A 25,016-nucleotide genomic window follows, 5' to 3' on the forward strand; every position below is an offset into this window, starting at 1 on the left:
AACAACCTGCAATGACAATCAGGCACTGCCAACCAAGCCGTTTTGAAATACGGTGAAACATCTTAGACCTATTGAGGTAATTGAAAAATCAAATACTGATGTAAGCTTTTAGGTGTGAGTCGCACTGTCGTAGTGTCGAAATTGCTTGCTTTTCGAGTAATCTGACGGTTTCGAGACTGCACTGAAGTTTTTGACTCACTTGCCTTAAGCTCATCTCTTCTCCCGTTTCCAATCCAAATCGTAGAGACAATACTCTCTGTTGCTGAGATGGGAGGGTTGCCAGAAGTTGTGTTAAGTCGTCTTTCAAGCACACATCAACCAGCAAGACTTCGGGTAGAGGGTGATCGTCTTCGATCACATTCTCTAATTCGTACTCATGTTCAGGATCGATCGTTTCGTTGAGCGATCGCAACGGTTGAGCTGCACAAAGATACGATCGCACTGTTTCAGCCGGAAGATTGACCTGTTGAGCGATCGCTTCAAGAGAGGCAGGTTTTCCAATTTGCTGAATGATCTGCTGCTGTGCTTTTTTGATTCTATTGATTTGGTCGAGTGTTTGCAGCGGAAGCCGAATCGCACGACTTTTTTGAGCGATCGCTCTCGTAATTGCTTGCCAAATCCACCAGTAGGCATAGGTTGAAAAGCGGTAGCCTTTAGTGGGGTCAAATTTCTCAACCGCTTTCTGCAACCCGATGTTACCTTCTTGAATCAAATCGAGTAAGTCGAGGTTGCGCCCAGTATGGTGTTTGGCAATGTTGACCACGAAGCGCAAATTTGCCTCAATCATGCGTCGTTTAGCAATTTCTCCGGTCATCAAAGCTTTCAGCAAATCGGACGAAGAAAGATGGACAGCAGTACACCATTCGAGTTGAGTAGGTGAACGTTGAAGTTCTTTCGTTAAGCGATCGCGCACCTGAAGCAAGGACTGTAACTGTTGAACTTGTTGCCCGTACTGTACTTCTTCAATTCGAGTCAGACGGCGAATTCGACCAATTTGATTGAGATAAACCGCAACTAAATCCATCGTTATACCTCCAGAGTTCAGAATTATTAATTACTGCGAGATGCCATAGTGAGCAATCCCACCTGTGATTGCCGCTGCTGCAACGACGAGCAACAAGGTTTGTTGGTTCGTGAGCTTAGGTAACAATGCAAAACTCATGAATTTAATATGCGGAAAAATCAGTTGATCGAACGCTAATCATCATATGAAACGAGTTTGCTGTTGTCATGAAGCAATACTCCCAAAGTTTAATTGGTGCAAATGACTCACTGCAGTGGGAGATTTGTCCTACTGAGAATCAATTGCCGTGGCTCTTCAAGTGATTGCTTGACAAATTCATTCTCACAGCCATCCTCAAACAGTCGATAGCTATCGAACTTTTGCAGCCGCATCAGGATGATCAGCAAGGCGACCATCTTCCATGTAAACAATGCGATCGGCAACATCTAAGATCCGATTGTCATGAGTCACAAGTAAAATGGTGCAACCTTGCTCTTTCGCGAGTCTTTGCATAATCTCAACTACGTCTCGACCCGATTTCTTATCCAGTGCGGCAGTCGGCTCATCTGCTAAGACGATTTTGGGATAACTGACCAACGCTCTTGCGATCGCGACTCTCTGTTTCTGTCCGCCCGATAAATTATCCGCATAGTAGTCAATGCGTTCACCCAGTCCTACGGCTCTCAACATCTCAGATGCGAGTTCATCTAAGTTTTGCCCCTCGTAGCGATCGTCGTGTAGCTCCAGCGACATTCGCACATTCTGTTTTGCCGTTAGGAACGTAAGTAAGTTGTGGGCTTGAAAGATGTATCCAATGTTTGATCGCAACCGCGTTAAGTCTTTTTTGTTAGCTCCTAAAATCTCCTGCCCTAGAATCTTGAGGCTTCCTTCTTGCGCAGATCGTAATCCACCCATGAGCGTCAGCAGCGTTGTTTTACCAGAACCCGAAGGACCTGTCATGATCACAATCTCACCGGGTTGAATCGCCAAATTGATATCAAACAATGCTTGCTTTCGCAAACTGCCTTCTCCAAAGTAATGATTGAGATTCTGAGCAACGATCGCGGGAGGCGAAGGTTGAATCAGTTGAGTTTGAACCACTTGATCAGATTGAAACATGATGATTTTCCTAATTCATCAAACGGTTTAGACTCCACCCTTCACTAATGTCATGATCCATTTCATTTCGGTGTGAATGGCGCGATGCGATACATGAACCTCAAAACTTGTCAAAATTACACTGAGCGATAATGAGCCAGTTCCTAGTAAAAACAAGATCAGCGCGATCGTAGCAACACTCATTGCATCAGATAGCCTCGCGATCGCAATCACAAACATCGATAAAAGGAACAACAAAATTGCGCCGTAAATCATCAAAGCGGTGTATTGCAGCAAGCGATGACGATGAGCGAGATTGATCAGTTGTCGATCGATCATCGAAACCGCTTGATCATAAAGACGAACCGGGACATCATTGCTTGCTAAGAACTCTGCTCGTTCTCGAACTAAAGCTCTGATGCGATTCCCAATCTCACCGTAGCGCCCCAAAATCCCGTTCAGCACGAGCGTACAGGTGGAAACCATCACCGTTGGAGCAATAATCATTTGAATGCTTTGTGCGACTGCTTCAATGCTCACAAACACTCCTCAAAAGATATCAGCCGGATCAGCAGACTGGAGTTTTCGTAGTGCGACTCCACCCGAAGCCGTACACATCGCGATCGTTAATAGTAAAACCAGCGTGGCACGTCCCCACGTCATGTCAATTGGTAGCAGGGTTGCAGAAGCCGCAATCACGTAAAACCCAGTAGACAGTAAAAATCCAGGGATAAATCCTAGTACCGCTAGAATGAGCGACTCTTGAATCAGAATTCCGACCAAATAGCGATCGCTGTATCCCATTGCTTTCAGCGTGGCGTACTCAGACAAGTGATCCGAAACATCAGAGTAAAGAATCTGGTAAACAATCACAATGCCCACAATGAACCCGATCACCGTTCCGAATCCAAAGATAAATCCGGTCGGCGTACTTGATGACCAATACTGTTTTTCGCGGTCTCCAAACTCTTTGCGCGTCAGCACCAGAACATCTTGCGGCAAATAAGCCCGAATCGCCGCTTGAACTTGCTCAAGGTTTGCACCCGGTTTTAGTCGGATCACACCGACATCGTACTGATCGGCTTGGCGCTCAGGAAACAACCGGAGAAACGTCGAGTCGCTGGTAATCATCGTGCCGTCTGAGCCAAATGAAACCCCCAACGTAAACAGTCCTGCAACCCAAAGCTGCTTGTCGTTAACTTGGGTTGAAACAAGTCCTCCAGGCTGATAGACCGCATTGATATCGCCAAACTCAGCCCGACTTGCACGATCGAACAAAACGCGATCGAGCGGTTTAATCGCCTCAATCTGATTTGCAATTTCTGGTAATTGAAATACGTTTTCTGTGGGATTGACTCCGATCGTCAATGCGGTTCGTTCTTGCTGTGGATTTTGCAAATTTCGCCAAGTCGCCCGACCAAAATACAATCCTGAAATGGATTGAACTTGCTCAAATGATGCGGCTTGATACAATCGCTCTCTCGGAAACGGTTTCAGTGAATTCAACGCCTCAGAAATCGGATTGATGACAAACAGATCTCCATGCAGAGAATCCTGAGTCATTGCGGCAGAATTGTAAAGCGTCTCGTTTAAGCCCATCTGAACGAACATCAATAGATCTGCAAAAGCAATACCTGCGAGTGCGACTGCAAGCCGATTCTTTTCGCGTTTGACTTGCAGCCAAGCTAACGGAGTTTTACGCAAGAGCTTAGAAAGTTTAGATAGCATCATTCACCTGCACTAATCGAGTAAAATTCGAGCTTTCACCTGCAAATTGGTGAGTGCTGCCGCTCGTTGGCTGCTTTCGGGCGTGAGTTGGACTCTCACGCGCACCACCCGCTGTTCTAAGTTCTCTCCAGGCGTTCCACTGGTGACTTGCTGACGCTGCACTTGTGGTTCAATGAGGAAAACTGTTCCTCGAAGCTCCCCACTTAGCGAGTCACTTTCGACGATCGCGTTTTGTCCCACTCGAATCTTTTCCACATCACTTTGATAGACTTCTGCGACCACTTGCATCGTGTCGGTTGCTCCGAGATCTGCAATGCCACTATCACCAACCATTTCTCCGGCTCTTGCATGAACATCGAGGATCTTGCCTACAATGGGTGATCGAATCTCAGCCTTTTCGAGATCAGTCTCGGCACGTTGCAGCACTGCGATCGCGCTATTCACTTCCGTTTGAGCCGCTTGCACATCGGTGGGGCGAATTTCAGCAATCCGCTCTAAGTTCGCTTGCGCTTGTTGGATTTGTACTCGGAGTGTATCAGCGGTGCGATCGCGCGTGGCAAGGGTCGCATTCAATTGAGCTTGAGCCGTTTGCAGTGCTAATCGCTTTTGGTCAAACTGTGACGCAGAAATAGCTCCTGCTTGTCGTAATTGTTGAAATCGATCGTATTCAGATTGAGCGTTCTTCACCGTGGCTTGGCGCTCTGCGATCGTCGCTTGCTGCGTCGCAATCTCGCCCTGTAATTCTGCTTGTAATCGAGCAATCTCGGCACGTTGGGCTTCAATCTCGCCCCTTCTAGCACCGGCTTTCACCTGTGCTAATTTCGCTTGAGCAACTTGAACTTGTTCTTTGGCTTTCCGCACTTCATCTTGCAACTGATCGCGTGAATCCATCACGGCAATGATCTGATTTTTGCTGACCCGATCGCCTCGTTTAATCAACAGTTGAGCCACTCGATCGTTTCTCAGACTTGCTGAAGTAGACACTTTCACGACCTCCGAAGACGGCTGTAGCTCACCGAGAGCAGCCACTTGACGTGGTGGGGGCGGCGGTTGCTCAGTCTGTTCTTGACGGTTCGGCGCAAACTGAGAAACTGCGTAAAATGTGGAAGCTCCAACGATCGTGGTTGCTCCAATGAGTAGTGGAATCAACCAGCGTTTCGGCAACTTGGATAAAGACAAACGGTTCATCATGGTTGAGAAAGGTAGATTTGCATGTGGAGCATTAAATCAATATATTTATATCAACATATTTATTTTAGGATGTCAACAAGTTGATATATTGAAAAAATCAGTCCACAATAAGAACAGATCCCTTTCATTGGTTTGAAGCTCACTGTGAACTCACGTCCGACCTACACCAAAATCCTCAATTTCTACCGCGCTTACGTCACGATCGAAACTGCGTTCTATGCGGCGCTGTCTCAGTTCGGTCTAAGCTCTGCTCAGTGGGGTGTCCTCCGCTTTTTGCGTGAACATCCCGGAGCGTCGGGAGCGGAGATTGCCCGCGATGCTAGAGTGACACCGCAAGCTGTCGCGACCATGCTGCAACGGTTAGAAAAAGCAGAATTAATTACACGCCAATCAGCGGAACAAGGACGAGCATTCAATGCTTATCTCACCACTCAAGGGACTGAACTGTTACAGAAGGGCGATCAAATTGCAGAACAAATCGAAGCACAAGTGTTCGCTGACTTTAGCAACAAAGAAAAAGAGCAGTTTAATCAATACATACTACGCTGCATCAAGAATATTGAAGCTGAATTTGGAGGAAGCGCTAACAGCAAATGAACTTCAACGATCGCGTCAATCAATCTGAGCAACCGTTCAAGGAGGTGAATCATGACCGACAGTTGGAATCGCCCGATTCCCGAAGTTGTGGAAATGCCCAAAGCAGAATTACATCTGCATTTAGATGGTGCGCCGCGGTGGTCAGCAGTCCGAGCAGCACTCGATCGACACTACGGAACCATCCTTCCCGAAACTCCCATTTGGTATGAACCCCACTTCCGTTTTGCCAGCTTTGCCGAATTTGGTGCATTGTTTCGCGAATACACTCATGCCTGGTTGAGAACCCCGACAGGCTATACCGAACTGATTCGAGAAGTGCTAGACGCTTTAATCGCACAAAGCATCCGATATGCCGAAATCAACTTCAACGTGCGGTTAGTAGAAGAGTTCGGACAGTGTTTTGAAGCCGTTTTAGAAAGTCTTGCAATCGAAGCTGAACGTGCTAGAGCACAAGGCACGATTGTGCGCTGGTTTGCTGGCATCAGTCGCGATAAAGGCATCGATCAGGCAGCGTATTGGGTACAACGCATCTTACCGACTCCGCTGTTTGTTGGGTTCGACTTACATGGAATTGAACCGGGACATTCGGCGGCACTCTTTCAGCAGGTGTTTGCTCCCGCGCTGGAAGCAGGTAAAAAGCTGAAAGTTCATGCCGGGGAAATGGCAGGCGCAGACAGTATTCAATCGGCAATTCAAATCGGTGCGGTACAAATTGGACATGGATTGAGCGCGATCGCAGATCCTGAAGTGATAGCACTACTGCGCGATCTTCAGATTGTGATTGAACTGTGCCCGACCTCAAACGAGCGCTTATGCAACATCCCCTCTTACCAATCTCACCCAATTTTTGAGCTAGACGCTGCTGAGGTATTAGTCACCATCAATTCTGACGATCCCACGTTCTTTGGCTGCAATCTCACTCAGGAAATGGTACGTTTAGTTCAGGAGCGAAATGCCACACTGACTGATCTCAAACGCTGGACTGAAAATGCTTTACACCACGCTGTGTTAGGTGAAGCAGAGCGATCGTCAATCCTTGCCGAACTTAACGAGTGGTTAACGACCAACTCTTACGCTTGAACCGGAAACACCTTGAGAGTCACTCCGTAATTCAAGATACTCTACCCAAACGTTCGGCAGATCTCCGGCTGTTCGAGTGGGCTAGATATTTAGGGAACTGAGATTGCTCGATTCTATAATGAGAGAGTTCTTTGCACACACCAGCAACTTTAATGGAGATGCAGCTTAAAATTGAGGTCACTGAGAACCCAAAGCTTGATGAGACTGAATTTATGGTTCAACAGCTCATTCAATTCAACAGTCATCGGGCAGGCGACGGCAATTTTCGACAGTTAGCAGTTTTTCTACGAGATACTCAGGAGACAATAGTGGGTGGGCTAATCGGCTCAATCTATTGGCAGTGGTTGTATATTGATGTTTTTTGGATAAGCGAGTCTCACCGAGGCGGTGGATATGGGTCTTCTCTCCTAGCGGCAGCAGAACAAGAAGCGATCGCACGCGGTTGTGAATATAGCTATTTTTGGATACGTTTAGCTTTCAGGCACCGGAATTTTATCAGAAGCTTGGTTATACTGTGTTTGGTGAGTTACCAGATTTTCCGATAGGACATCGCCGACTCTTCCTGAAGAAAGTGCTGCGGTAAGAACTCAGAATCTTCAATGGAGTCGGTAGTGGCGCAAAATTTCACAGGAGAAATCAGCAAAACCTTAACTTGCAGCGGATGGTTTTGCTTGCTTTTCTTTCGTAGCACGCCTGCCCCAAGGTTTAAGCACAGAAATTCCAACAATGACAAATAGAAATAGCACCTGAATTAGCGTTCCGAGAAGCACACCAATCGCATCAAACGAGTAGATCGGATTCTGAAACGATCGCAGTCCTGCTGTACTCGAAATCGCCGTCGCTTCATTTGCCCAAGGAAATAAACAAAACGTTCCAAAGACAATCAGGGCAGTCGAGAGAACCCATTTTGTAATCACCCAGTAGAACTTGAAAAACCCGTAGTTTGTCTGCCAACACAAGCTCGTTGCCGTGATGACTGAGCCGATCGCAGACGGAATCACCACAAAATCATCGAGCAGGTTAATCACGGAATTGAGCGCAAACAAAATATCAGGATTGGCGGTGTCTTTGTTTCGGAACGCGATCAGAAACATACTAAGAACTGCGCCCGTCCACAAAGTTGCAAAGCCGATGTGAAAGGATAGCACCCAGTTCTTTTGTTGCAGGCTCAGTTTGAAAGGTTTCTTGTCCTTTTGAGCGGTTCCAGATTTTGGTGTTTTTTCACCCGTTTTGAGTGTTGTCATAATTGTTCTGTTGAGCAAAGGATTTTCCTAAGAGAAAGCTCACCTTTTGGATTGGCTGTCTCTCAGTGGCAGTACGCTGAGTGTAGCGGTGTTGCTCTACCCGATGCTTGACGGAACTTGCTCAACTCTGTGCGGTTCTTGCTCAACTTGCTCTAAATTCTTTGGGAGTCACTCCGACCAATTGACGAAAAAGCCTCGTAAACGAACTGTGATTGTTGAAGCCGACGGCAAAGGCAATTTCAGAGATCGACATCTGCGTATTAAGTAATAATTGCTTGGCACGATCGATCCGGCAGCGTGTGAGGTATTGATGCGGAGCCATACCTGTTGACTGTTTGAACAACCGAGAGAAATGGTACTGGCTCAGGTTTAAGACATTCGCCAGTTCTGACAAGCTCAAGTCTTGATCGAGACGATCGAGGATGTAATCAGATACTTTCTGCAATTGAGGTTTGGACAATTGACTATCATCGCGATCACGAGGTTGCCAGACTGCATATTGCTTGAGTAGATGAATCACTAACCCAGTCGCTAAAGATTCACCAAAGATTCGACCTGCTGGGTACTGTGCCTCGATATCTGCTTTCAGTGCGAGTCCAATTTGTTCGATTAAGCGATCGCGAATTCCGACTTGTGGAATTAATTCCACTCGTTTCAGTCGAACAGTCTCCTGGGCAATCTGCTCAAAAAACTTGGGAGAAAAGCCAAGTAGGGAAAAGTCGCCCGCCCCATACCAGTGTGATGAGTACTGAACACCAGCTGGAATCAATAGCAGTTCACCCGGCTTGCAAGTGCAGAATTTTTGTCATATTTTCGTTTAAGTGAGAGTTAATTTCCCACGTTCGCCTTATTCCGGTTCTCGATTCGTTGAAGTTTACCGATTCGTTCCAGGTTGAGGCGATGACAGCAACAAGATTCCTGTGATAATCAGCACGGCTCCCATCAGGCTCAACAGTGGAAATGGTTCTTTTAGAAGTAGAACTGCAACGATCGCAGCAAAAATCGGAGTTAATAGATTTAAGGTTGTCGTTAAAATCGGCGAAAGATGTTTTGCCGCATAGCTGTAACAGAGCGTTGGGACAACTGTAGATAATGTTCCAAGTCCTAACGCGATCCAGCCTGCATTTGTTGTGCCCAGATGAGACATCCAATCCGGTGAGGAAACAACTGCGATCGGGGCAATCACGATCGAGCCTAATAGAAATGTTGTGAATGCCACTGCAACCGGATTCAAACTGCTGTTTTGACTAGCAGAATGCTTGAACCAAGACACATAGCCGAGTGAGACACAAGCCGAAAGCAGTGCAAAGAACAACCCGGTTAAATAGGTTGAGCGATCGCCAGTTCCTTGCAGTTTTGGTAGAACAAACAGCACCAACCCAAAGAACGCAGTGAAGGCTCCAACACCTTCTCGAATCGCCACAGGTTTTCGCAGTACCACTTTCATCGCCAACCCGATCAGCGGCGAAAGTCCCACAATTAAAACGACATCACTCACAGGTGCAAGCTGAAAGGCTCGTACTGCGAACCAATAGTAAAACACCATCAAACTCGATAACCCTAGCCCGATTCGAGTTTGAATCAGCCTCAGAAATTGAATTCTTAGGGATTGATTGATGACCAGAATTGGAAGTGTCACCAGAACTGCAACCACTAATCGAAGTGCTAGAACTTCCAACGTTGTGAAATGGGGGAGAAGTTTGACGAATGTGCCCGTCAATCCCCAACCCAAAGCAGCGAAACACCCAGAAACGAGCGCAAAAGTACGCGAGGATGAACCCATCTTCACACTTGAGTAAATCGGCTTCTCAGCGTAACGCAAAGTCGTACATCTTGCGACTTCTTTCAGCAATAGGTCAGGATTAACGAACGAGCCATTGCCAAAGAAAAAATACCAACATCCCTGCCAGGATAGTCAGCAAGAGATTTTTCGTTCGATAACCAACGACGATCGCTGCAATCGCACCCATCAACCGAGCATTCAGCACCGTGTCGTCTACTGGCATCACCACGGTTGGAACCACGATCGCACTCAGAACGCTTGGCGGCACATAGCGCAACGCATTCCTTAATTTTGGCGATAGTAAAATCCGCCCACTCATCCCCAATAGCGCATACCGCAAGCTGAAAGTCAGCAATGCCATTCCTACGATCAACGCTGCTTCGTTCATGCTTCACCTCGGTTGAATTTCCGCTCGATCACACATCCCGCCACGACCCCTACGATCGCTGATATCATTAGTCCTGATTGATGTGGAAATGAGTGCGTCAGCAATGAGGTGACTCCTGCAACGAAAACCGCCCCCCTCATCGCTACGGTGGTGAGATAAGGCAGAATCTTCGCAGTTTGACGTTCGCCACCAGCGACATTCCCGACTGTAATCGAATCGAACGCTCTCCCACCTGCAACGTTTGACGATCGATCTGGATCTTGGCGGGAAAGGTGTAGAGCGACTGAATCTGCGTTGGTGGAATTGCATCAGACCCAATCCATACGACTTTGCCTTGCTGCTGTCCCTGGCAGACTTGCACGGAAATGGCATGAACCAAAGTATAACTCATCAAGAAAATGAAACATCTGGGAACGCTTCAGCGATCGCCTGTACCCGCTTGAGTTGCAGTACAAGACGCTGCGCTTGATGAGAGTAGAGCAGCACGGGCAGCATTGTAGGTAGAGTCTTCATCGATTGAGTAGCGATCTCAATCTCGCAGCCTGTGATTCGTGCGATCGCCATAATGCTATCAAACTGTGCGTCTTTCGTCAGAACTTTAGTCACACGCACTCGCCAAGTCTTCGCTGCTATTTTCCCTTGTTCTACATTGCGTAAGCCTTCCATTGTGGCAATGACAACTAAGCGATCGCCATTTCCCAGACGCAGATCAGCCGAAGGCATCCATTGCTCTGGCTCCAGTTGGGCAGATTGATACAAAATGGGCACAATACCATACCCATAGCTCACATCTGAGAGCAGATGTCCGTGCAATGTATCAGTCTCAGTAATTTGATATTCGGCGACTAATACGGTTTGTCGATTTAGGCGAAACAGATTCAGGATGGTCTCACCAAATGCTGCTGCTGCAAATGCTGCCGCAGACAAGCGATAAGCGCCCAGCACTCTTGCATAGGGAAGGAGTTGGCGAATACTGTTCCCAAAGCGTGGATCAAAAATGCGAATCACTAGATTGAGTCTTGGATTCTGTTCCCGCGCCGTCAATGCAATTTCCAAATTCGCGACTTCATCATCGGTGCAAACAATCAGGCTCTTGGCAGTGCGTAAATTTGCTTTGGCTAAAATACTGGTGAGTTTGCCAGTTAACAACGGCATCGTTGGTAAAACTGTGGGTTCGATCGCGGTACTGTGAATGCCGACTAAAGGCTGTTTCATTTCCTGAAGTAGAGTAGCAATGCGCTGCCCTACTCGCCCCAGTCCAACAATGAGAATATGGTCATCATTAGGAACGGGTGGACGACGCTTGAGCAATTGAAATTTGGCAGTAAGTAAGCGTTCTGTCAAGAGCGCATAGAGAACACCGACAAAAGCAGTACCTGCGATCGCCAGCACTAAGCTAAAGACCCTCAATCCTAGCGGGATCGGTAGCTCTAGTCTGACTTGCCCAAATAAGTCACCATAGCCACCGAGCAGTAGAATCGCAGTGGTAAAGAACGCATCCTGAAGTGTGAGGTTCGGGTAATGCCACCAGAAAAGTAGCGTTCCGAGTAAGGTTAATGAGCCGATCGTTGCCCCTGAGACGATCGCGACTTTCTGAGTTTGGCTGCTACTTTGCCAGATCGGTTGTAATCCTTGTTTGATACTTTGATTTTTGAATAAACTTACAACAGTTGAAAAATCTATTTTCTGCTGTGATTTTTTGTGCCGTCTTTGCTGTGGGATTTCAGCCACTTCAGCGTAAGCGATCGTATCTCCTGCGCTAATGATTCGCTCTCGATCCCAATCATGAAAGGCAGATTGATTGCAGGACAGAACAATTCGAGTAGAGCTATTGAGTTCATACAGTTTACGGCGATCGCACCAAGCGTGATCTGGTACAATTTGCTGCTGCACGATCCGCACGAGTTGATTGCTTAAGCGAAACAATCCAACCGTTTCCTGTTTGAGTGCAGCTAGAGCAAATGCTGGCGCGGGCAGTTGTGTCGCTTCAAAGGCAACAAAGTTTCCAAGTTGCTGTTCTAAAAGCTGATTCAAGTTTTGCTGGTCAGAGCGAATCACGAGGCGAACGGTAGAATTAAGCGATCGCGCCACAAAAGCCGCCTGCACATTCACCGTTTCACTACTTGTTACTAATAAAATTGCGTGGCATTGGGTAATTTTCGCTCGTTGAAGTACGTCCAGTTGCCGACAGTCTCCAATGACTAAATCATCTAACAGCGTCGGTAGTTCCGCCATTTCCCAGCTTTTGCTTGTAGCTTCTTCGATCGCAATCACCCTTACCCCAAATTCCTTGAGGTAGCGAACGCACTGCTGCCCCAAACTACCTAAACCGCAGACCAAAATAAACTCAGACGCTTCAGGCTGGATGTTCTCGGTCATAGCTTTACGGCTGCGATTTGCTTGATTCTATTCTAAGAACAACGATTGGGTGATGTCAAAGAAAAATTCAGCTTTCTTAGCTTGTTTTTTGATTCAATACCGCTTCTGTTCGGGCAAGTAATGATCGCGACCACACGATTCTGATCTTGTCGGCTATCACCAGTTGGAGAAGGTTAGAATGCTGAGAATTTATTTTCCGTAGTGATGCTCCAGCAACGTTCTTAGCATATCGACGATCGAGATTCCTTCTTCAACAGCCTGCGCTTTGATCGCTTTATGTAGCGGTTTCGGAATGTCTAAGGTAAGCCGCTTCATCTTGACTGCCTTTCCAGAAGCTTGCTCTTTTTCTTTTGCTGCCTTTTTAGTAACTGGAGCAGCTTCCTCAGTGACAGGCTCGATCGTTTGCAGGTTCGTTGCTTTCCCAGCAGTATGAATCTGGTTTTCTGCCACCGACTCTTCCGCCACAGTAAGCTCGGCAACCTGCTCTTTTTCTTTGACCAACCTGTTAGCAACGGGAGTCGTTTCCTCAGCGAAAGGTTCAGTCGATCGCGATTTAGCTGCGCTCTTCTTGGCAATACGGGCTGATTTTTCTGCTCCAGGTTCTTCAGTAATGCCAGGATCTACGACTGGAAGGGCTACTTCTGGAACCGGTGTGACTGCTTCGTTTTGGACTTGAGCAATGTCTTCCGTAGAAAGTGTTTCAGAAGGTGCATCCACTTTGACTTTTTTCCTTGCCATGTTTCTATTCGCTCGTCTACCTAAGTATCTATGTTTTGCGCTACGACGCTAAAGAAGTACTGTTCTGTATTTACAGAAAAGCGCATTTACAGAATACCGTATTTACAGAAAAAAATTACAGATTTACAAAAATCACTGAAGCAACTTTTGCTGTATTCGTTTGCGTTGGAAAGAGCACAACATACAAAGGAATAAACAGGTATCAATTGGCATCAGTACTTGAGTAAGCTCTCTCTTGATACAGAAAGCCGTAAGGGATTGTTTTAAAGCCTCCTCACTGCGTTGCTAATCTGCTTCGGAGTGGAATTCGGGGCGAGAGCGATCGAAGCGAAGGGTTTCAAAACACGCCCTAGAGATCGAAGAGCCAAGATTTTTTTACTCTACAGTCTTTGCAAACGATCGCTATGTTGCTACGAAACACGAACACAACACTCTAACAATTCTAAAATCTAGTCTAACTTAAAGTACTCTTGAACAAGCATTAGGCACATCTTAACCCTCAAAGCCTAATGTATGAGTGCTTAGTAAAGACTATAAAATTGCGGCAATCAATATTTCAAAATTAGGAATTGTCAAAGCCATTCTCACATTTTTGATTCGTTCACCTGTTCCGCAAAAGGGTTTTGCAAATGATCTACCCATTTCAGTCTCCAGTTGAATTGCTAGAAGCTTTGTATGCCATGCCTGCGGTTGCAGGAGAATTAAACACTGCTATTCGTTCAACCAGGGCTGATGCTGATGATTAAGAAATTGACTCGTCTCGCTCAAACCTTGCGTTTCAATAGTTTGTCGTATTGGTTCAGGCATTACAGTAGTCGAGAGATGACGGTGAGCGATCGACCTTGCCTGATCGTTGCTCCGCACCAAGACGATGAAACGTTGGGCTGTGGTGGGTTGATTGCACTGAAGCGCCAACTGGACGTTCGGGTTGCAGTTGTCTTTCTCACGGATGGGGGCGGAACTTGTACATCGTTCACGAATTACGAATATGAAGTCAATTTACGCCGCCAAGAAGCGATCCTAGCTTTGAATATCTTAGGTGTTTCAGCCTCAGATCTCTATTTTCTCAATTATCCCGATGGTAAGCTACAGGATCTTTCCGAATCTGATCAGCAGAATTTAGTCACTCAATTGCAGCAGTTGATAAAACACTATGAGGCTGAGGAAATCTATGTTCCTCATGCTAAAGATGGACATCAGGATCACGAGGCAGCCTGTCAACTCGCCCACACTGCAACCGCGGCAGTCTCCTCTGAAATCACACGATTCCAATATCCGATCTGGCTGTTTTGGGAGCGTCCATTTCTATCACAGCTAAAACGGCAAGATTTGGCAGGTGTCCATCGCTTGAACATTGAGGCTGTGAGTACAGAGAAGCAGAGAGCAATTCGGATTTATCAATCCCAGCTATCAATTCTGCCCTTTGGTTTTCTTAATCCCTATCGGAGTTCAACAGAGTTATTTTTTGTTCAAGCGATGCAAAAACTATAAAGGAAAATACTCGCTATTAATGCCCGGAGATGTTAGTGCGAATGACTTGATTTGCTTGACGTGCCTCAGAGTTCTCATCGTCTAGAGGATCAGGTTGGTCAACATTCTGCCCTTGCGGTGGAACATCTGCAACTGTGGCTTCATTAGAACTCAAGTATTCTTGCTGCAAAGGGTCTTTTTTTGCAGCTTGTTTTAACTCAGTTGGATTAGGAGTTTGAAAGGGAATATCTTTCTTGTTAGAAACACTATCGCTCATAGTATGCTTACCAGTTGTAAGAGTTCTAAATCAAAATTTAGATGTTGTGCGATCGCGCTACATCTTACAGAAGAGATAGATTCAAGTGATCTAGACAACATATAAAGCAAAATGATTTACCTTAATATTGCCCTATTGCAATGTGTTCAGATTTCATTCAGCATTTACCCAAAAGACTATGACTGTAGACGATTCAAATTCTGATCGGTTTAACGGCATTGTTCGATCTCTGCGTCGATCTGCGGCTCGGAATCCGATCGTGCGAAAGTTATATTACTCAAAGATTCAGCGCCCAGATTTGCCGAATGGAATTGGGATGTCGCTCTATCAAGCCCGATCGTCGTGGGTGCTCCAACCTGATTCTTGTCCGTGTGATATTCAGTTTGTTGAATATCTCAAACAGCACAACATTCAGAGCAAAAGTATTTTTCACTTCGGAACCGGAGAGCATCATTTCGTGGGGCTTCAGAATCAACAATTTGATCAACCCAATGAAATTTTCGGCATCACCGCATCTGCTCCCGAACATCAGAGCTATGTTCAATTGGTGTTAAAGAACACAGAACTCCCGAAATACTACAAAGTTTTATTTGCTGACATCTACACCCTGACGGCTCATACGCTGCCGACTTTCGACCTTGTGACTTTATTTCACTTGTGTGAGTTCTATCTGCCTGAGAATGCTTCTCTCATTCACCAAAATGATGCAACCCTGCTGCAATTATTTTTAGATAAACTGAATCCAGAGGGAAGAATTCTCTTTTATTTAGGTTCGCAAAAGTGGCAAGCGGCTAAATCGATCGTTCAAACGTTTGAAGCAGCAGGAAAAATTAAGCAGATTGATCAGTACGAAAGCTTACTGATTTATGCAAAGAATTAATTCACTTGTAGTCTACAAGCTGCTTTTTTGATTCCTGTTGGGTTGAAACATCTAAGACTTGAACATATTGATGAATAATCCGCTCGATCGCAAATGCTTTGGCGCGTTGTTTGAGTAGTTCAGCGTTGAGCGGGTCGCGAAGGGTTGCGAGAATCCCTTCGGCAAGCTCGTTTGGATTCGCGATCGATACAAGCCGTCCATACTTTCCAGCCTCTAGAATTTCCGTCGGTCCGCTTCCACAATTTGTTGCCACAACTGGCGTTCCGACTGCCATTGATTCAACTAAAACATTGCCAAACGCTTCGATCACAGACGAAAGCACAAAGACGGAAGCTCCTGCCATATACGGATAGGGATTTTCGACAAATCCTGGCAAGGCAACACAGGAATCAATGTCCATTTGACGGATCAGCGCTTCTAACTGCGGTCTTTGCTCCCCATCACCTAAGATCATCAAACGACAGGGTAACTGCTGACGCACGATCGCAAATGCTCGAATCAGGGTGCCAAAATCTTTGTCTTTTACTAGTCGTCCAGCCCCCAAAATGACTGGCAGTTGTCCAGGCTCAAGCCAAGGATGCGATATTTTATTCAGTTCTATAGAAGGCATCGTAATCGGATTCGGGATCACATGAATCTGTTGTAGTGATATTCCTGTAATCGATGCAATGCTCTTGGCAACGCCGCTAGAAACTGCAACAATTCCGTCTGCCAGACGGTAGGAATAGCGAATCAGAAAAGGCTTGATCCAGGTCTTCAAGTCTTCAACAGGTTCGGGCAAGTTGATGTGTAGGCTAACAATGACGCGAGTTGAGACACCAGATACGTGTTTGGCAAAGGAAGCAACGTTGATGTTGTCGAGAATGGAAAGTAAAACGGTCGGCTGTTCGCGCTGAAAATACTGTTTCAGTCCACAAAATCTGCCCACAATACCAGGGCTTGTAAAATTAATGATTCTGACTCGCGCATCGACTTGGTTTAAAAATGCCCCACCTGCCTCTTGCAGCACTAAATCAACGTTGAAGCCCCGATCAACCAAGGCATGAGCAAGATTCAATGCAACTCGCTGTGCTCCACCGATCGCAAGTGAGGGAACAAAAATAGCAATATGAGTATTCTGGGAACCTTGCTCGAATCTTGAAGTCATGAAACGCGCTGTGAATGAGCAGCCATAAAAGAATAGAGCTTTCCTCTCAACAGATTGGCATGTACCATAACTGCTATTTTGAACAACTCTTCAGCATTATAAAGACTGTCCCAAGCGTAAAACGCTGTAGTAAAAAAAACATTAAGTTCATTTAATTAATTAGTTAAGAAAAAGCGATCGTAAGTTGAGCGGCTAATCTCAGGCTTTATCAAAAGCTACCGAAAGCATAGTTAGCAGCATTTCTGGTGTCGTTCAGATCACATCAAAGCCACAAACCAAAATTATTCCTGATTCGTCTCGGTTTGACCGAGAATGAGCGCATCCACGATCGCAATTTGTCGATCGACATCAACCTCAGTCACAATCCAACTGATGGATAGCCGTGATTGTTCAAAGCTACCAGGATCGCTTCTTCGGATGCAGCCACAGAATCATATAAAGTCACTTCGATTGTAATTAAACGAGCTGCACTGGTCATCTTTTAATCTTCGATTAACTCAGCACATTTTTCAATGCTGAAGCGCCTCCCTTTCATCCATCTAGAGAGAGAAGATTGCGAAGTTCACAGAGTCTTTATGAACATCAAGCGGAAGTGAGGTTTCAGTAATTGCACAGAGCATTAAAGAGACGTTAGCAATTCCTTAAAGTTTGTATGAGATGAATGTGATCTGTCAGGCTATTGCGCTCTGAAGTCCGCACACATTCAACCCAAGACACGAACGATGGCATTTCAACTTCAAATTTTGCACGCCTCTGATTTTGAAGCTGGTATTCCGGCAATTACGGATGCAGTCAACTTTTCAACCGTTATTAATGCTCTAAGAGACGACTACGCAAACACACTTCTTCTGTCTTCGGGTGATAACTATATTCCTGGTCCCTTCTTTTCGGCAGCGAGTGACCCAGCACTGCGACAAGTGTTGGGTCGCGAAGGCGTTGGGCGGGCAGACATCAGCATCTTAAATGAGATTGGCTTTCAAGTTTCGGCGTTTGGAAATCATGAATTTGATCTCGGACCTAACACCGTTTCCACTTTAATCGGCGCTGATCAAGGCTATCGAGGAAGCCAATTTCCCTACCTCAGCACAAATTTAGATTTTTCGAGAGACACGAACCTGAATCGGTTTATTGTCCCTGACGGACAAGCTCCTCGCCCGAATAGCATCGCGAAGAGCGTTGTTGTGACGATCGACGGTGAACGAGTTGGCATTATTGGAGCGACAACGCCCACACTGCCCTCGATTTCGTCACCAGGGCAAAACATTATTGTTACGCCTCAACCCTTTGCTGGAGCACCAACCCCGGAACAGCTTGATGCCTTGACTCAAATTATTCAAACGGAAGTGAATAATCTGACCAGTGCAGGCGTGAACAAAGTTGTTGTGTTAGCGCATATGCAGCAGTTGTTCATTGAGCGAGAGCTAGCAAAACGCTTGTCAAACGTTGATATTATCATTGCGGGTGGATCTCACACATTGCTGGCAGATGACAACGATCGCATTCGTCCCGGAGATACCGCAGGTGGAATTTATCCATTGATTGAACAGTCTCCAACGGGATCAGTGTTAGTTCTGAACACCGCTGCGAACTATGAATATGTAGGACGGTTAGTTGCTGAATTTGATGCACAAGGCAATATTGATCTATCTAAACTTGATTCTGTAATTAATGGCGCTTACGCAACAGATGATGCAAATGTTTCTGCACTGATTGCCACCAATCCGGGAACACCTGATCCTGAAGTTGTAGCAATTGCTCAAACTCTGCGAGATCAAGTGGTTGTGCCTAAAGATCGCACTATCTTTGGAAGTACCAGTGTCTTTCTTAATGGGACTCGTGAAGATGTTCGGACTCAGGAGACGAACTTAGGCAACCTGACAGCGGATGCAAATCTATTTGTTGCCAGAGAGGTCGATTCGAGTGTTGTGATCTCGCTCAAAAACGGTGGCGGCATTCGAGATAATATTGGACAAGTCAGCGGTGCAGGAGGAGCAACGGGAGCTGTCGATCGATTACCTCCTGCTGCGAATCCGCTGTCTGGAAAACAAGAAGGACAAATTTCTCAACTCGATATCGAAAATTCCCTCCGCTTTAACAATGGATTAACCTTAGTAACCGTCACTGCCGCACAACTTAAAGAGTTAGTTGAGCATGGCGTTTCTGGTGTTCGTTCTGGCGCAACTCCTGGAGCTTTCCCACAGGTTGGAGGATTTCGATTTAGCTTTGATCCCGCTCGAACGGCTCGAACTGCAACAACAGTTGGCGATCGCGTTCGTTCTCTTGCAATCACCGATGAGAACGGCAACCCAATCGATCAAGTCGTTCTAGATGGGCAGATTGTCGGCGACCCGAATCGCACGTTTCGCATGGTGACGCTGAACTTCTTAGTCGGCGAAACTGGCGCAGCGACGGGAGGCGATGGTTATCCATTCCCGCAAATTGTTGCAGCAAATCCGACACTTGCCAATCGGTTAGATCTAGTCAACGCCAATGTTCCACGTACTGGGGAAGCGACTTTTGCGGCGAACGGAAGTGAACAAGATGCTTTTGCGGAATATTTAGAAGCGATCGACACTTTTAATGCCGCTGATGTTAGCCCGATCGCAGACTCACGCATTCGGAATTTAGGGGTTGCCGCTGAGTTCACAAACAATCTTTCGGGTGCTACAAGCGCACTCCGGAAGATTGGAACATTTTCAGGCACTGGCTCAGAAATTTCTGCTTACGACGCAGGCACGAAACGCTTGTTTGTCGTGTCTGGTCGGTCAACGATGCAGGTGCTAGATATCAGCAATCCGAACAATCCGACTCTGGCACAGGAGATTGATCTCTCAGCCTATGGTGCGGGTGCAAATAGTGTTGCTGTAAGCAATGGTTTGGTTGCGATCGCAGTTGAAGCGACGACTAAAACTGATCCCGGTCGAGTTGTTTTCTTCAGAGCAGATGGCACTTTCCAAAATGCTGTCACCGTTGGCGCATTGCCAGATATGCTGACGTTTAGCCCGGATGGAACAAAGGTTTTAGTGGCAAATGAGGGCGAACCGAATAGCTATAATCAAGCTAATTCGGTTGATCCAGTTGGTTCTGTTAGCATTATCGACTTGAGTAATGGAGTCGTGAATGCAACCGTGAATACTGCGGGATTCGAGAGTTTTAATGCTCTAAAAGCAGATTTACAAGCAAAAGGTATTCGCATCACAGGACCGAATGCAACCGTAGCGCAAGATTTGGAGCCTGAGTACATCACAATTTCAGGCGATAATAAAACGGCTTGGGTGACGTTGCAGGAAAATAATGCGATCGCAGTGGTTGATATTGCGACATCGAAAGTAACAAGTCTTCTCCCTTTGGGTTTGAAGGATCATAGCAAAGGTTTACCAACGCTGAAAACTTATGAGTTCAAAGACCTTCCTGTTCTCGGAACAACCGCAACAGTCAATCCGAACAATCCCACTCAAACAACAGCCGGACAAAACATCCGACTGGGTGGCTTTTCTGGATTGGTCTTTGAAGGGATTGCGGCAAATGGCAATTTCAAATTTATTACACATACCGATCGCGGTCCGAATGGTGAACCTGGCGATCAGGGTCGCCCGTTTGCACTGCCGAATTTCCAGCCACAACTCATTCGATTTGAGTTAAATCAGGCTTCGGGTGAAATTACGTTCACAGAGCGCATTGGTTTAAGTCGCCCCGATGGCACACCGCTCACAGGCTTGCCAAACATTCAAGCGGGAGCCACAGGAACTGCATTCACAGATGAAGTGCCGATCGATCTATTTGGCAACCGCCTACAAGATGATCGACTGGGAGGCGATTTTGAAGGGCTTGCTGTTGCACCAGATAGTACATTCTGGCTCGTGGATGAGTATCGTCCAGCTATCTATCATTTTGACCCGCAAGGGCGACTAATCGATCGCTTTATTCCCCAAGGTTCTCCGACTTCTGATGGTACATTTGGAACACCTGTTTTACCAGAGGTCTACGCCCAACGTCGAAACAATCGGGGATTTGAAGCTGTAGCACTCGAAGGCAACAAGCTTTATGCGTTTATTCAAAGCGCGATCGACAATCCCGACACCGCAAACGATAGTACTTCTCGAAATTCCCGAAATCTAAGAATTTTAGAGTTCGATATCTCAACGAAATCTGTCACGGGCGAATACCTCTACATCTTGGATGATATTAGCGGCAGTGGAAACGCTAGAACTGACAAGATCGGGGATGCTGTCTCACTTGGTAACGGCAAGTTCTTAGTAGTTGAGCGCGACGATCGCAGTGGTACAAACGCGAACAAGTTGCTCTATGAAATTGATCTCAAAGGTGCAGCTAACATCAATGGACTTGGCAACGTTGGCGGAAAAACGATCGAGCAATTAACTGTTGCAGAATTAACGACCGCAAATCTTCGACCTGTTAATAAACGCCTAGTGACGAATGCTGCGGCTCTAGGTTACACAGGCATTGAAAAACTAGAGGGACTTGCACGAATTGATGCAGACACGATCGCAGTGATCAACGACAATGATTTTGGAGTCGGTGGTAGCACTGCAAAAGATGGTGTTTTATCAGGTGCAACGGTTCCTTCTACAATTAAGCTTGGCATCATTGATTTTAATCAAAGCAATAGATTAGATCCCAGCGATCGTGATAGTGGCATTAACATTCGCAATCAGCCTGTCTTTGGAATGTATCAACCGGATGCGATCGCGAGTTTTACCGTCAATGGTGAAACGTTTGTGATTACTGCCAATGAAGGGGATGCGCGTGACTATCCTGGATTCACTGAAGAAGTGCGTGTGGGTAGTAGTAACTATCGCCTTGATCAAACTGCATTCCCGAATGCCACTGATTTGAAGCTGGATGCAAATTTAGGACGCTTGAACGTCACGAATGCAACAGATGACATCAACGGAGATGGATTGTTCGATCGAATTGAAGTATTCGGTGGTCGATCGTTTTCCATTCGCGATACGAGCGGAAATCTTGTGTTTGATAGCGGCGATCAGTTCGAGCAGATTACCGCAAATCTATTGCCCCGAAACTTTAACTCTGATAATGCTGCCAATAATTTTGACAATCGCAGCGACAACAAAGGACCTGAACCTGAAGCGGTTGTGGTTGAAACGATTAACGATCGTATCTATGCTTTCATTGGTTTAGAGCGCATCGGTGGCGTGATGATTTATGAGGTTACAAATCCGCGTAAGCCTGCTTTCGTAGAATATGTTAATGTTCGTGACCTTACGATTGATCCGACCTCTGGTCGCACTGATTCTGGTCCTGAAGGTTTGACATTCATCTCTGCTCAAAACAGCCCGAACGGAAAGCCGTTGCTAGTTGTAACGAACGAGATTAGTAATACCACTTCGATCTTTGAATTCACTCCTCCGACTCGAATTAGCGACATTCAAGGAACTGCTCATCGATCGCCCCTTGAAGGCAAAACTGTTAACAATGTAGCGGGTATTGTGACGGCAATCCGCAGCAATGGCTTCTACATTCAAGATCCTACTCCCGATAGCAATCCTGCTACTTCAGAAGGGGTCTTTGTGTTCACGAATACTCGTCCTGTCATCGCAGTGGGCGATTCTGTTCTCGTCAATGGAGTTGTGAGCGAGTTTCGTCCTGGTGGAGCAACAAGCGCAAATCTCACTACAACTCAAATCGGCGGATCAGGTAATGCTACCGCGACCTTCCGAATCGCTTCTAGTGGCAATTCTTTACCGGATTCTACGATCGTTGGCGCAGGTGGACGAATTCCGCCCAATCAAGTCATTAGCAGCGGTGCTGTTGGTGGTAGTGTAGAAAATTCAGGTTCTCGCTTTGATCCAAGCACGAATGGAATTGACTTCTATGAAAGCTTGGAAGGAATGCGCGTACAGGTGAATGACGCGGTTGCAGTCAGTCCCACCACTGATTTTGGCGAAATTGCAGTTCTAGCGGACAACGGCGCGAATGCAGGCTCTCGGACGGCTCGTGGTGGGATTTATATTCGCCCTGATGATTTCAATCCAGAACGAATCATCATTGATGATGTCTTAGTCAGCAATCCGCCAAATGTCAATGTGGGCGATCGCTTTTCTGCTCCCGTTCAAGGCGTTCTAGATTATAGCTTCGGCAACTTCAAACTGTTGAACACAGAAGCTTTACCCAGCGTCATTTCTGGCGGTCTAACACGAGAAACGACAGCTTTACAAGGCGACGAGAATCAACTGACGGTTGCAACGTTCAATGTTGAGAACTTGAGTCCTGCTAGTGGTGCGGAAAAATTTGCAGCACTCGCCGATCGCATTGTGAACAATCTCAAAACCCCGGACATTCTAAGTGTTGAGGAAATTCAGGACAATAGCGGAGCAGCGGACAATGGAATCGTGGATGCTAGTCTTACTTATCAGCGATTGATTGATGCGATCGTAGCGGCTGGAGGTCCGAGATACGAATACCGCCAAATCGATCCGGTCAACAATCAAGACGGAGGACAACCGGGCGGAAACATTCGAGTAGGATTCTTATTCAACCCGAATCGCGCTTCGTTTGTCGATCGTGCTGGTGGTGGCTCTCTAGTAGATGCAACGGTGATCAGTGGTGCTTCTGGTATTGAACTATCGGCAAGCCCTGGACGCATTGATCCGACTGATCCTGCCTTCAATAGTTCTCGTAAACCACTTGTGGGTGAGTTTCTATTCAATGGTGGGAATCAGGTATTTGTGATTGGTAATCACTTCAACTCAAAAGGCGGCGATCAACCACTCTTTGGGCGATTCCAACCACCAACATTAACCACCGAAGCACAACGATTGCAGCAAGCTCAGATTGTTCGTGAGTTTGTCGATCGCATTTTAGCGCTAGATGCCAATGCCAATGTTGTCGTTGCTGGAGACTTAAACGATTTCCAATTCTCGCCGCCATTGCAGGTTCTCACTCGTGATGAGGCATTGGTCAATCTATTTGACACACTGCCTGAGAATGAACAATACACTTACATTTTCGACGGCAATTCTCAGGTCTTAGACCATATTTTGGTCAGCCGCAATTTATTTGGTGCAGACGCAAAGTTCGATGTAGTTCACATCAACTCAGAATTTGCAGACCAAATCAGCGATCATGACCCAGTGATCTCTCGCTTTACGCTACTTCCAAATGGATCTAGAGGACAGCGAACTTTTGAGGTGAAACTGGGTGATGAAATCACGATTACAAATTTTGGCGGTGTGGGTCGAGGAGTGACCCCTAGTGCTGCAACTCAATCAGAGACAGACACTCTAAAGTTCTCTGGTGCTGATTTAGTAGCTCGTAATCTATTGCTTACTCAGAACGGCAACGATTTAGATATCACCTTCGAGGGTGTGAGCAGTACAAAAGCCACTCTGAAGAACTTCCAGCTAGATCAACTGGACAATCTGCGAACAGAAACAGGAGCCTCGGTCAATCTAGGCAACATTCTATTTACAGGACAGACTCAGATTGAAGATAGCTTCGATGTATTTGACGCAGATGCAACCCTAAATCGTCTCTTCAACCGCAACACCGTCACGTTCTTAAATGATCTAGACAACACCGTGAGCGGCTTCAATAACTCGGATGATGTGATTAATGCTCAAGGAGGAAACGATCGAATCTTTGGACTGAGCGGCAATGATCTTCTGCGAGGTGGATTCGGCAATGATTCACTCTTCGGCGATCGCGGTAATGATTCACTCTTCGGCGGCGATGGGGATGACTTGCTCGATGGGGGTTTAGGCGATGACTTCTTACGCGGGGATGCGGGTCGCGATACTTTCGTGATTGCTCGCCGTTCGGGAACTGATACGATCGCAGATTTCCAAGTCGGTGTCGATCGCCTCGGCTTATCTAACAATTTGCGATTTGAGCAACTATCCATCTCATCTGGTTCGACTGGCACTATGATCAGCCTAACGCGATCTAGAGACGTGCTAGCAATTCTCACAGGCGTTGAGGCAAACACGATTACACGGTCTAGTTTTGCTATGGTTCCGTAACTCTGATTGC

Annotated in this window: 21 protein-coding genes; 7 read left to right on the forward strand and 14 right to left on the reverse strand. The window is 46.4% G+C overall.

Annotated elements, in window-relative coordinates; translation table 11 throughout:
• Positions 1–88 precede the first annotated feature (88 nt).
• The 5 genes from NIES2104_RS29725 to NIES2104_RS29745 all read right to left on the reverse strand — a co-directional run bounded on the left by NIES2104_RS29725 (position 89) and on the right by NIES2104_RS29745 (position 5,008).
• Positions 89–1,024, reverse strand: coding sequence for a sigma-70 family RNA polymerase sigma factor (locus NIES2104_RS29725; RefSeq protein WP_059002603.1), 936 nt, complete (start codon positions 1,022–1,024; stop codon positions 89–91).
• A 348-nt stretch (positions 1,025–1,372) separates the two neighbouring features.
• The gene (locus NIES2104_RS29730; RefSeq protein WP_059002604.1) at positions 1,373–2,122 is read right to left on the reverse strand and encodes a DevA family ABC transporter ATP-binding protein; all 750 of its coding nucleotides are present in this window, start codon (positions 2,120–2,122) and stop codon (positions 1,373–1,375) included.
• Positions 2,123–2,149: 27 nt separating this feature from the next.
• On the reverse strand, positions 2,150–2,641 hold the full coding sequence (locus NIES2104_RS29735; protein ID WP_059002605.1) for a DUF2721 domain-containing protein: 492 nt from the start codon (positions 2,639–2,641) through the stop codon (positions 2,150–2,152).
• Positions 2,642–2,650: 9 nt separating this feature from the next.
• Positions 2,651–3,832, reverse strand: a complete 1,182-nt coding sequence (gene devC, locus NIES2104_RS29740; protein WP_225895349.1) for an ABC transporter permease DevC — start codon at positions 3,830–3,832, stop codon at positions 2,651–2,653.
• 9 nt (positions 3,833–3,841) lie between these two features.
• Positions 3,842–5,008, reverse strand: coding sequence for an HlyD family efflux transporter periplasmic adaptor subunit (locus NIES2104_RS29745; RefSeq protein ID WP_263971080.1), 1,167 nt, complete (start codon positions 5,006–5,008; stop codon positions 3,842–3,844).
• A gap of 156 nt (positions 5,009–5,164) precedes the next feature.
• On the opposite strand from NIES2104_RS29745, the gene NIES2104_RS29750 reads away from it, so the two are divergent.
• The 3 genes from NIES2104_RS29750 to NIES2104_RS29760 all read left to right on the forward strand — a co-directional run bounded on the left by NIES2104_RS29750 (position 5,165) and on the right by NIES2104_RS29760 (position 7,242).
• Positions 5,165–5,617, forward strand: a complete 453-nt coding sequence (locus tag NIES2104_RS29750) for a MarR family winged helix-turn-helix transcriptional regulator (RefSeq protein ID WP_192843687.1) — start codon at positions 5,165–5,167, stop codon at positions 5,615–5,617.
• Between the two features lie 51 nt (positions 5,618–5,668).
• A complete protein-coding gene (locus tag NIES2104_RS29755) occupies positions 5,669–6,697 on the forward strand; it encodes an adenosine deaminase family protein (RefSeq protein ID WP_059002607.1) in 1,029 nt (342 codons plus the stop codon).
• A 212-nt stretch (positions 6,698–6,909) separates the two neighbouring features.
• Positions 6,910–7,242, forward strand: a complete 333-nt coding sequence (locus tag NIES2104_RS29760; RefSeq protein ID WP_202815248.1) for a GNAT family N-acetyltransferase — start codon at positions 6,910–6,912, stop codon at positions 7,240–7,242.
• A gap of 102 nt (positions 7,243–7,344) precedes the next feature.
• Here the strand turns inward: NIES2104_RS29760 and NIES2104_RS29765 are convergent, their stop codons facing one another.
• The 7 genes from NIES2104_RS29765 to NIES2104_RS31440 form a co-directional block, all read right to left on the reverse strand.
• Positions 7,345–7,941 carry a hypothetical protein gene (locus tag NIES2104_RS29765; protein ID WP_225895350.1) on the reverse strand — a complete coding sequence of 199 codons (597 nt, stop codon included), beginning with the start codon at positions 7,939–7,941 and terminating at the stop codon, positions 7,345–7,347.
• Positions 7,942–8,083: 142 nt separating this feature from the next.
• A complete protein-coding gene (locus tag NIES2104_RS29770) occupies positions 8,084–8,710 on the reverse strand; it encodes a helix-turn-helix domain-containing protein (protein WP_059002608.1) in 627 nt (208 codons plus the stop codon).
• Between the two features lie 105 nt (positions 8,711–8,815).
• The gene (locus tag NIES2104_RS29775) at positions 8,816–9,724 is read right to left on the reverse strand and encodes a DMT family transporter (protein ID WP_072218278.1); all 909 of its coding nucleotides are present in this window, start codon (positions 9,722–9,724) and stop codon (positions 8,816–8,818) included.
• Between the two features lie 79 nt (positions 9,725–9,803).
• A complete protein-coding gene (locus tag NIES2104_RS29780; protein WP_059002609.1) occupies positions 9,804–10,112 on the reverse strand; it encodes an AzlD domain-containing protein in 309 nt (102 codons plus the stop codon).
• A 142-nt stretch (positions 10,113–10,254) separates the two neighbouring features.
• Positions 10,255–10,503: a hypothetical protein gene (locus tag NIES2104_RS29785; RefSeq protein WP_059002610.1), complete on the reverse strand. Its 249-nt coding sequence runs from the start codon at positions 10,501–10,503 to the stop codon at positions 10,255–10,257.
• Positions 10,503–12,491, reverse strand: a complete 1,989-nt coding sequence (locus NIES2104_RS29790; protein ID WP_059002611.1) for an NAD(P)-binding protein — start codon at positions 12,489–12,491, stop codon at positions 10,503–10,505. Before NIES2104_RS29790 ends, NIES2104_RS29785 begins: the two co-directional genes overlap by 1 nt.
• 189 nt (positions 12,492–12,680) lie before the next feature.
• Positions 12,681–13,229: a hypothetical protein gene (locus tag NIES2104_RS31440; protein ID WP_059002612.1), complete on the reverse strand. Its 549-nt coding sequence runs from the start codon at positions 13,227–13,229 to the stop codon at positions 12,681–12,683.
• Positions 13,230–13,961: 732 nt separating this feature from the next.
• Between NIES2104_RS31440 and NIES2104_RS29800 the strand changes: the two genes are divergently transcribed.
• A complete protein-coding gene (locus NIES2104_RS29800; RefSeq protein ID WP_059002613.1) occupies positions 13,962–14,720 on the forward strand; it encodes a PIG-L deacetylase family protein in 759 nt (252 codons plus the stop codon).
• 16 nt (positions 14,721–14,736) lie between these two features.
• On the opposite strand, the gene NIES2104_RS29805 is transcribed toward NIES2104_RS29800, so the two are convergent.
• Complete coding sequence (locus tag NIES2104_RS29805; RefSeq protein ID WP_059002614.1) at positions 14,737–14,976, reverse strand: hypothetical protein; 240 nt, start codon at positions 14,974–14,976, stop codon at positions 14,737–14,739.
• Between the two features lie 178 nt (positions 14,977–15,154).
• Here NIES2104_RS29805 and NIES2104_RS29810 point away from each other — a divergent pair, with 178 nt between their 5' ends.
• The gene (locus NIES2104_RS29810) at positions 15,155–15,856 is read left to right on the forward strand and encodes a hypothetical protein (protein ID WP_059002615.1); all 702 of its coding nucleotides are present in this window, start codon (positions 15,155–15,157) and stop codon (positions 15,854–15,856) included.
• 1 nt (position 15,857) lies between these two features.
• Here the strand turns inward: NIES2104_RS29810 and NIES2104_RS29815 are convergent, their stop codons facing one another.
• A complete protein-coding gene (locus NIES2104_RS29815; RefSeq protein ID WP_059002616.1) occupies positions 15,858–17,003 on the reverse strand; it encodes a glycosyltransferase in 1,146 nt (381 codons plus the stop codon).
• A 245-nt stretch (positions 17,004–17,248) separates the two neighbouring features.
• Here NIES2104_RS29815 and NIES2104_RS33680 point away from each other — a divergent pair, with 245 nt between their 5' ends.
• Positions 17,249–17,383, forward strand: a complete 135-nt coding sequence (locus NIES2104_RS33680; RefSeq protein ID WP_263971081.1) for a hypothetical protein — start codon at positions 17,249–17,251, stop codon at positions 17,381–17,383.
• Positions 17,384–17,725: 342 nt separating this feature from the next.
• On the forward strand, positions 17,726–25,006 hold the full coding sequence (locus NIES2104_RS31445) for a choice-of-anchor I family protein (RefSeq protein ID WP_082690190.1): 7,281 nt from the start codon (positions 17,726–17,728) through the stop codon (positions 25,004–25,006).
• The last annotated feature ends 10 nt before the right edge of the window (positions 25,007–25,016 follow it).

Origin of the sequence: Leptolyngbya sp. NIES-2104, assembly GCF_001485215.1 — a bacterium.
Classification (GTDB): domain Bacteria; phylum Cyanobacteriota; class Cyanobacteriia; order Leptolyngbyales; family Leptolyngbyaceae; genus Leptolyngbya.

Coding starts and splice junctions, on each gene's coding strand:
- NIES2104_RS29725 (WP_059002603.1), bottom strand. CDS start 1,024: ATGGATTTAGTTGCGGTTTATCTCAATCAAATTGGTCGAATTCGCCGT.
- NIES2104_RS29730 (WP_059002604.1), bottom strand. CDS start 2,122: ATGTTTCAATCTGATCAAGTGGTTCAAACTCAACTGATTCAACCTTCG.
- devC (WP_225895349.1), bottom strand. CDS start 3,832: ATGATGCTATCTAAACTTTCTAAGCTCTTGCGTAAAACTCCGTTAGCT.
- NIES2104_RS29755 (WP_059002607.1), top strand. CDS start 5,669: ATGACCGACAGTTGGAATCGCCCGATTCCCGAAGTTGTGGAAATGCCC.
- NIES2104_RS29760 (WP_202815248.1), top strand. CDS start 6,910: ATGGTTCAACAGCTCATTCAATTCAACAGTCATCGGGCAGGCGACGGC.
- NIES2104_RS29765 (WP_225895350.1), bottom strand. CDS start 7,941: ATGACAACACTCAAAACGGGTGAAAAAACACCAAAATCTGGAACCGCT.
- NIES2104_RS29775 (WP_072218278.1), bottom strand. CDS start 9,724: ATGGGTTCATCCTCGCGTACTTTTGCGCTCGTTTCTGGGTGTTTCGCT.
- NIES2104_RS29780 (WP_059002609.1), bottom strand. CDS start 10,112: ATGAACGAAGCAGCGTTGATCGTAGGAATGGCATTGCTGACTTTCAGC.
- NIES2104_RS29785 (WP_059002610.1), bottom strand. CDS start 10,503: ATGAGTTATACTTTGGTTCATGCCATTTCCGTGCAAGTCTGCCAGGGA.
- NIES2104_RS29790 (WP_059002611.1), bottom strand. CDS start 12,491: ATGACCGAGAACATCCAGCCTGAAGCGTCTGAGTTTATTTTGGTCTGC.
- NIES2104_RS31440 (WP_059002612.1), bottom strand. CDS start 13,229: ATGGCAAGGAAAAAAGTCAAAGTGGATGCACCTTCTGAAACACTTTCT.
- NIES2104_RS29800 (WP_059002613.1), top strand. CDS start 13,962: ATGCTGATGATTAAGAAATTGACTCGTCTCGCTCAAACCTTGCGTTTC.
- NIES2104_RS29805 (WP_059002614.1), bottom strand. CDS start 14,976: ATGAGCGATAGTGTTTCTAACAAGAAAGATATTCCCTTTCAAACTCCT.
- NIES2104_RS29810 (WP_059002615.1), top strand. CDS start 15,155: ATGACTGTAGACGATTCAAATTCTGATCGGTTTAACGGCATTGTTCGA.
- NIES2104_RS29815 (WP_059002616.1), bottom strand. CDS start 17,003: ATGACTTCAAGATTCGAGCAAGGTTCCCAGAATACTCATATTGCTATT.
- NIES2104_RS31445 (WP_082690190.1), top strand. CDS start 17,726: ATGGCATTTCAACTTCAAATTTTGCACGCCTCTGATTTTGAAGCTGGT.